General features: G+C 67.8%; 7 protein-coding genes and 1 pseudogene. 3 read left to right on the top strand and 5 right to left on the bottom strand.

Going from position 1 to position 5,930, the window contains the following annotated elements; all coding sequences use genetic code 11:
• Positions 1-1,804: GAF domain-containing protein (locus JO059_RS03555; protein ID WP_293314738.1), on the bottom strand; the 1,804-nt coding region annotated here is incomplete at its 3' end.
• A 278-nt stretch (positions 1,805-2,082) separates the two neighbouring features.
• On the opposite strand from JO059_RS03555, the gene JO059_RS03550 reads away from it, so the two are divergent.
• Genes JO059_RS03550 through JO059_RS03540 form a run of 3 tightly spaced genes read left to right on the top strand, consistent with a single transcriptional unit; the run spans position 2,083 to position 3,849 of the window.
• A complete protein-coding gene (locus JO059_RS03550) occupies positions 2,083-2,352 on the top strand; it encodes a DUF732 domain-containing protein (protein ID WP_366516144.1) in 270 nt (89 codons plus the stop codon).
• Between the two features lie 2 nt (positions 2,353-2,354).
• The gene (locus JO059_RS03545; protein WP_293314736.1) at positions 2,355-3,119 is read left to right on the top strand and encodes an alpha/beta fold hydrolase; all 765 of its coding nucleotides are present in this window, start codon (positions 2,355-2,357) and stop codon (positions 3,117-3,119) included.
• A 46-nt stretch (positions 3,120-3,165) separates the two neighbouring features.
• Complete coding sequence (locus JO059_RS03540; protein WP_293314735.1) at positions 3,166-3,849, top strand: hypothetical protein; 684 nt, start codon at positions 3,166-3,168, stop codon at positions 3,847-3,849.
• On the opposite strand, the gene JO059_RS03535 is transcribed toward JO059_RS03540, so the two are convergent.
• The 4 genes and pseudogenes from JO059_RS03535 to JO059_RS03520 all read right to left on the bottom strand — a co-directional run.
• Positions 3,840-4,520: a GAP family protein gene (locus JO059_RS03535; RefSeq protein WP_293314734.1), complete on the bottom strand. Its 681-nt coding sequence runs from the start codon at positions 4,518-4,520 to the stop codon at positions 3,840-3,842. The two genes, JO059_RS03540 and JO059_RS03535, sit on opposite strands and share 10 nt — an antisense overlap.
• 26 nt (positions 4,521-4,546) lie before the next feature.
• Complete coding sequence (locus tag JO059_RS03530) at positions 4,547-5,221, bottom strand: GAP family protein (protein ID WP_293314739.1); 675 nt, start codon at positions 5,219-5,221, stop codon at positions 4,547-4,549.
• Positions 5,222-5,230: 9 nt separating this feature from the next.
• Positions 5,231-5,548 (bottom strand): hypothetical protein, encoded by a 318-nt coding sequence (locus tag JO059_RS03525; protein WP_293314733.1) that lies wholly within the window; start codon positions 5,546-5,548, stop codon positions 5,231-5,233.
• A 22-nt stretch (positions 5,549-5,570) separates the two neighbouring features.
• Positions 5,571-5,930, bottom strand: a pseudogene (locus tag JO059_RS03520) (hypothetical protein); the annotation flags it as partial.

Raw genomic sequence — 5,930 nt, 5'->3', positions numbered from 1 at the left:
TGCATTGGGCCCCCGGCAGCCGCGCGGCGAAGCGGTCCAGCCCCCTCAGAGCGGCTCCGGGACTGGGGTCGTCGAACAGCAACGCCCGGCACGCGCTGCGGACCTGCCCCATCACCGTGGCGGCGGCGAGGTCATGGCCGACACAGTCGCCGACAACCAACGCGATGCGCCCGTCGTCCAGCTCGAAGATGTCGTACCAGTCTCCGCCCACTTGCAGGGGCCGGCTGGCGGCCTGATAGCGCACCGCGAACCCGTGCGGCAGGTCGGCGGGGCCCAGGATCGCGTGTTGCAGCGCCAAAGCGGTCTCGCGCTGCTGGTCAACCCGGTGGACCCGCTGTAAGCCCTGGCCCAAACGTCCTGCCAGCACGGTCAGCAGGGTTTGGTCCTCCAATGTGAACGGCCGCCGGTCGGCCGAATCGATCCAGACGACGAGCACGCCCTCGGGATGCTGCAACGCGATGCCGACCGTCCCCGTCTCGGTCGCGTTGGGGGTGAGTAGATCGCCGTCGCGCAACGACAGCAGCATTCGTCGTGTACGGGCAGGCAGGTCTGCCCACTTCGCAGGCTCCCCAACCGACACCACCTGTGGCGCGTCATGGCCAGTTCCCGTTGAGGATCCCTTGCTCGGGAAGGTGACGGCCAGCACTCGGCTCGCCCGCCATAGCCGGCGCAGTTCCTCCGCCGCTGCGCGCACCGCGTCATCGACGGTGTCCGCTTGGGCGAGCTCCTGGTTGAGCGCATGCTCGCGGCCCGCCGCCAACGCCAGCGCAATGGCGGCGTGTCGGGCGAAGTCGCTGACCAGTTCGAGGTAGTCGTTGCCGAATGGCGACTGCTGCGGGTGGCGTGCGACAGCGATCACGCCAAGCACCCGTTCGTTGGCGATCAGCGGCATGACGATCGCGGAGCGTTCGCCGACATCGGTGAAGCCCTCGATCGGATACTGGAACGAATCGGTGATCAGCGGTAGGCCGCGGCGGGCGACACCGCCGGTGGTGGAGCCTTCCATGGGGACCTGCTGACCAATCACCTGGGAGGCGTACCGGCCCGCCGTGGCCGCGACGACCAGGCTCTCGACGTCGTCGGCGGGCAGGTCGGGCTCCCGCGGAACCAGCAAGATCGCCTGCTCGGCATCGGAAAGCTCCAGCGCCCGGTTCACGATCAGCTGCAAAGGCCCCGTCTGTGGATCCCCGGAAAGCAGCGCCGTCGTGATCTCGCGACTTGCCTTCGTCCATTTGGCCGATTCGCGTTCCCGCTCGAAGAGTCGCGCGTTGTCGATCGCGGCCGCCGCCGCCGTGGCCAATGCTCGCACGGCGGCCTCTTGGGTGTCGGTGAAAACCCGGCCGGGACGATCGTCGGCCACGTAAAGGTTCCCGAAGTCGGCTGCCCGCACGGTGATCGGTATTCCGAGGAGGGCGCGCACCGGCGGGTCCTGGACGTACAGTCCGGCGCCGTGCGGATCGGCGCTCAAATCGTCGATGCGAAGACCCTGACCTACCGGCAGGTCGCCGAGCCGCCGCGCCGTGCCGTCGTCGATGCCCGCGTGGACGAAGGAGACAAGGTTCCCGTCGGGTGCGCGGATGCCCAAGGCGCCGTAGCGGGCACCGGTCAGCGCCATGGCGGCATTGACGATTCGGTGCAACGTCACGTCCAGGTCCAGGTCCGAGCTGATCTCCACGATGACCCGCACCAGTTGCTCCATCTGGTCGCGAGCCGCCACCAGCTCATCGAGCTGTTCGTGCACCCGATCCACCAGATCACGCCGCCCCTGCCAGGTGAACGCGGATCCCCCCCCGTCGTCGGCCATACATACCAACGTAATCCCTGGATCCGGTTCGCCGTCCATCGAGGTCGCCGCTGCCCACCGCGGACCTCCTCTCCGACCGTCTGAAAAGCGTGGAGCACAGCCCAACGGGGGCACTCCCCTGCTGCAGGACGCGCGATTTCAGGCTTTGATATATGTGCGCCGTCGGAACCCCGGGCGCCGAATCAGGCATTGGAGAAGGAGTTATGGCAGCACAGCGGCTCTCTGGCACGTTCCTCCGCGCAGCGTTGGTAGTTAGTCCTCTTCTGGTTGCCGGCGTCATGAGCGCCGGCCCGGCGCACGCCGACGAGGCCTCCTACCTCAACCACCTGCACGCCGTCGGCATCGGAGACAACGAAGGCGGCGACGCGGCGCTGGTGCAGACGGGCTGGAAGGTCTGCCAGCAGATTTCCTGGGGCGCTCCGGCGAGCGAGCTGCAGTCCCTGGCGCTGCAAGACTCCACCATGCACAACGGCCCCAAGGCGCTGACGCCGCGACAGGCCGACGCATTGATCGACTATGCCGTCGTGGATTTGTGTCCACGTGCCTAGCGATGGGCGAGCGCGTCACGTTCAACAGCTCCACGGGCCCCCACCTGGCGGGGATCATCGAGGCGCCAGCCGGGGCGGTGCGTGGCTGGGGCGTGTTTGCGCACGGCTTCACACTCGGTAAGGACTCCGCCGCCGCGGCGCGCATCTGCAAGCAGCTGGCCACCGACGGCATCGGCATGCTCCGCTTCGACGCTCTGGGCCTCGGGGGATCGGAGGGAGACTGGGGGGACGGCTCCTTCACCGTCAAGGTCGACGACATCGTCAAGGCATGCGAGTTCATGGCGGATCGCGGGACCCCGGCCGAGATCCTGGTCGGGCACTCGTGGGGCGGCGCGGCCGTGCTGGCGGCGGCGCGGCAGTCGCCGGGTGTGCGCTCGGTCGTCACGGTGGCGGCGCCGGTCGACCCCAGCCACGTCGAGAAGCATTACGACGCAGTGGTCGACCGGTGTTTGGCGGAGGGCACTGCCGAGTGGATGGTCGGGGGGCGGACGCTGACCCTGAAGCGCGCGTTCGTCGAGGATGTCCGCGCGGCTCACCTCCACGACAGGATAACGGGCTTGCAGCTGCCGCTGCTCATCCTGCACTCACCTACCGACAACACGGTCGGCATCGACAATGCAAGCGAGATCTTCCGCTTGGCCCGCCACCCGCGCAGCTTCGTCTCACTCGAGGGCTCCGACCACCTGCTGACCGCCCGGGGCCAAGCGCATCGGGCGGGCCGGATCATCGGCGCCTGGGCCGACGCCTACCTCGGAGACCAACGTTAAGGGCGGCTACTGGAAACGGTGGCTGGAAAACGCCGAGCGCCGGGGCGTGGGCTCGGGTGTCGTCTCGGAGATCGCCCGACGACACGCCATCACACCCGAGAGCTTCGAGGTCCTCGAGGGAATGGAGCAGATCGACGACCCGCGCTGCAAGTCCTTCTTCGTCATTCCGGGGACCATCGGCGGACGACGTGCGCGCGCGGCGACGCTGATGACCTTCGTCCTGAACGCGGGCACCGACTACGGCAATGCGGGCGCCCGACCCGCAGATTTTCCGGCGACGCTCTACTCCGCCGATGAGGTCGCGCGAATCATCAACCGACAGAAGGCAAATCATTGGACCTACTCCCGGGACGTCCGGTTCGTGCATCGCAACGGGGGGCGTCTGGTCACCACCCCGAACGGCATCCTGATGGGGCTGGGCGGCAATTGGATCCAGCGGCAGTTCAGTCGGCGGGGCGGCACCACCTGGGGTGACATGTTCATGGTCAACGCGGGTAGTCCCACGGATCCCGCCGAACGACTGCGCCGGATCGTCCTCTCGGGACACGTCGGCAACCTCGATGTGGACCGGGTTCTCCATCACGAGGAGCGACACAGCCGGCAGTGGGCGGAAAAGGGCTATGTGGGCATGCTCAGGGACTACGGCTGGGAGGTGTTCCGCGAGTTAGCCTTTGGGAAGACGAACAGGCTTGAGGAAGAGGCCGGCCTGTCCGACGGCGGCTACCGATGATTCAGAGCGTGGATTCCGTGGTAGAGCACCAGCAAACCGATCAGGACGAAGAGTGCCGCCATCAGCGCGGCGTTGTTCCTGTCCATCCAGTCTTTGAGCCGTGCCAGCGCATCGTCGAGGCGGTGACCGGCCGCCGCGTACGCCAGTATCGGGATGGCAACCGTGGACGCGGCGACGACGACGAAGATCACCCCGGCCATCCAGACGCGGGGGATGTCCAGCCCGCTGCCGCCGATCGCAAGTCCCGCCGGAACGCAAATCAGCAGCACATCGGGTCGGATCACCACCAGTGCCACCGCCGTCAGCGCCGCTCGGGTCGGGGTGATCGTGGCGAACGACCGCATCCACGCCGGCGACTCGGTGTGGGAACGCCGTGTCAGCCATTGGTAGACGCCATAGAGGATGAGGGCCGAGCCCAGGACCACCCGCAGCCATGACGTCCATCTCGGCGGCGACTTGTCCAGACCGCCGAGCAGGCCGGAGGCCCCGACGGAGAGCGCCGTCAGCGCCGCGATGCCCAGCACCCACCCGCCGAGGAAGGCCAGGCCGGTCGGTCTCGGGCGGGGCGCCTGTAAGACCAGCACCGCCGGGATGACCGTGATCGGTGAGAGCGCGATGACGAGCCCAAGCCCGATGACCCCGCTGAGAACCGAGCCCCAACTTTCTGTCACGGGCAGCAATGTACCGCGTCGCACTGCTACAGAGCGTGAATTCCGTTGTAGACCACCAAGAGACCGATCAGCACCAAGATCACCGCCATCAGCGCGCCGTGGTGTTGTTCCATCCAAACCTTGAGCCGTTCCAGCGCGTCGTCGAGGCGGTCACCCGCAGCGACGAAGGCCAAAATCGGGACCGCGACCGTCGACGAGGAAATGGCGACGAAGACGGCGCCACATATCCAGGCCGCAGCGGCGCCCAGCCCGCCGGTTCCGATGGCCAGGCCGGCCGCGACGCACAAGATCAGCACCTCGGGTCTCACCACCGCAAGCACAGCTCCGGTCACCCCGGCGCGCAGCGGGGTCATATTGCCGAACGAACGCATCCAGGCAGGGGTCTTGCTGTGACGATGCCGGGTCAGCCAGCGAAACACGCCGAACGCGATCAGCGCTGACCCCAGTGCCACCCGCAGCCACGAGGCCCACGCCGGTGGCGTCGTTTGGTGCACGCCGCCCAGTAGGTCGGATGCGCCGACGAACGCGCCGGTCAGCGCGCCCATGCCCAGGACCCAGCCGCCGAGGAAGGCAAGGCTGGCCGGCCGTGGCCGGGGCGCATGCAATACCAGGACGGCGGGAATGACCGTGATCGGTGACAGCGCGATAACCAGACCGAGCGGAATGAGCTTGGCCAGCACGGCGCCCCAATTGCCCTCCACGGGCAGCAATCATCGCATCCGCCGGCCTTTCCGGCGCAGCGTCCAGGCAGGAACCCAGTGCGTCACCGTCCTGCTTTTGGAACCGTATGCGATCGGGTAGGTCACCAACCCCCACCAGTCGCCCTGCTCGCAGACCCCCCAGCAGCTCAGCCGCCCCTCGACGACCTTGTGCAGCTGCAGGCCGTTGGGTTGGTACCGCCCCGATCGGTGCGGTTCGCGGGGGAACAGCACCGTCAGGTCGACCAGCACCGTGATCGGCGGGCGTACCACCCTGAACGGGTTGCGAAGCGGCTGCCCGTGGTACCCGATCGCGGCGAGGTCCCCCATTGATCGATCATACGTTCGAATGCTAGAACGGCGGTGGGTCGTCGTCGTGGGTGGGGGGTGGGGCAGGGCCGAAGTAGCTGGGGCGCTTAACGCGCCGGGCCAGGCGGGCTTCCCGATTCTGTCGGCGTTCGGTGGCGATGCGTGCGGCGCGGTTTTGGGTGCGGGTGCGGCGGCGTTTGGGCATCATGGCGCTGCGTTGGGCGCAGTTGTCTGCCGGTGGGTCGGCTTCGGGGGTGGGTATGCCGCCGACCGCGTGGCACAGGCTGGGAAACAGCAGGGCGCTGCCGGGGGTGGTGACATAGGTCTGCCCGGCCGGTGAGGTGAAGATCAGGGTGCCGTCGGGCAGCTGCTTTTCGGCCCACCCCAAGAAGGTCTTGGTCAG

It is taken from the genome of Mycobacterium sp., from assembly GCF_019247615.1.
Classification (GTDB): Bacteria; Actinomycetota; Actinomycetes; order Mycobacteriales; family Mycobacteriaceae; genus Mycobacterium.
The sequence above is the reverse complement of the archived record's forward strand: the minus strand, read 5'-3'. Positions and strand labels throughout refer to the sequence as shown.

Bases quoted from the DNA above. Each gene is read 5' to 3' on its own strand.
- JO059_RS03550 (WP_366516144.1), top strand. From the start codon at position 2,083: ATGAGCGCCGGCCCGGCGCACGCCGACGAGGCCTCCTACCTCAACCAC.
- JO059_RS03525 (WP_293314733.1), bottom strand. From the start codon at position 5,548: ATGGGGGACCTCGCCGCGATCGGGTACCACGGGCAGCCGCTTCGCAAC.
- JO059_RS03545 (WP_293314736.1), top strand. From the start codon at position 2,355: ATGGGCGAGCGCGTCACGTTCAACAGCTCCACGGGCCCCCACCTGGCG.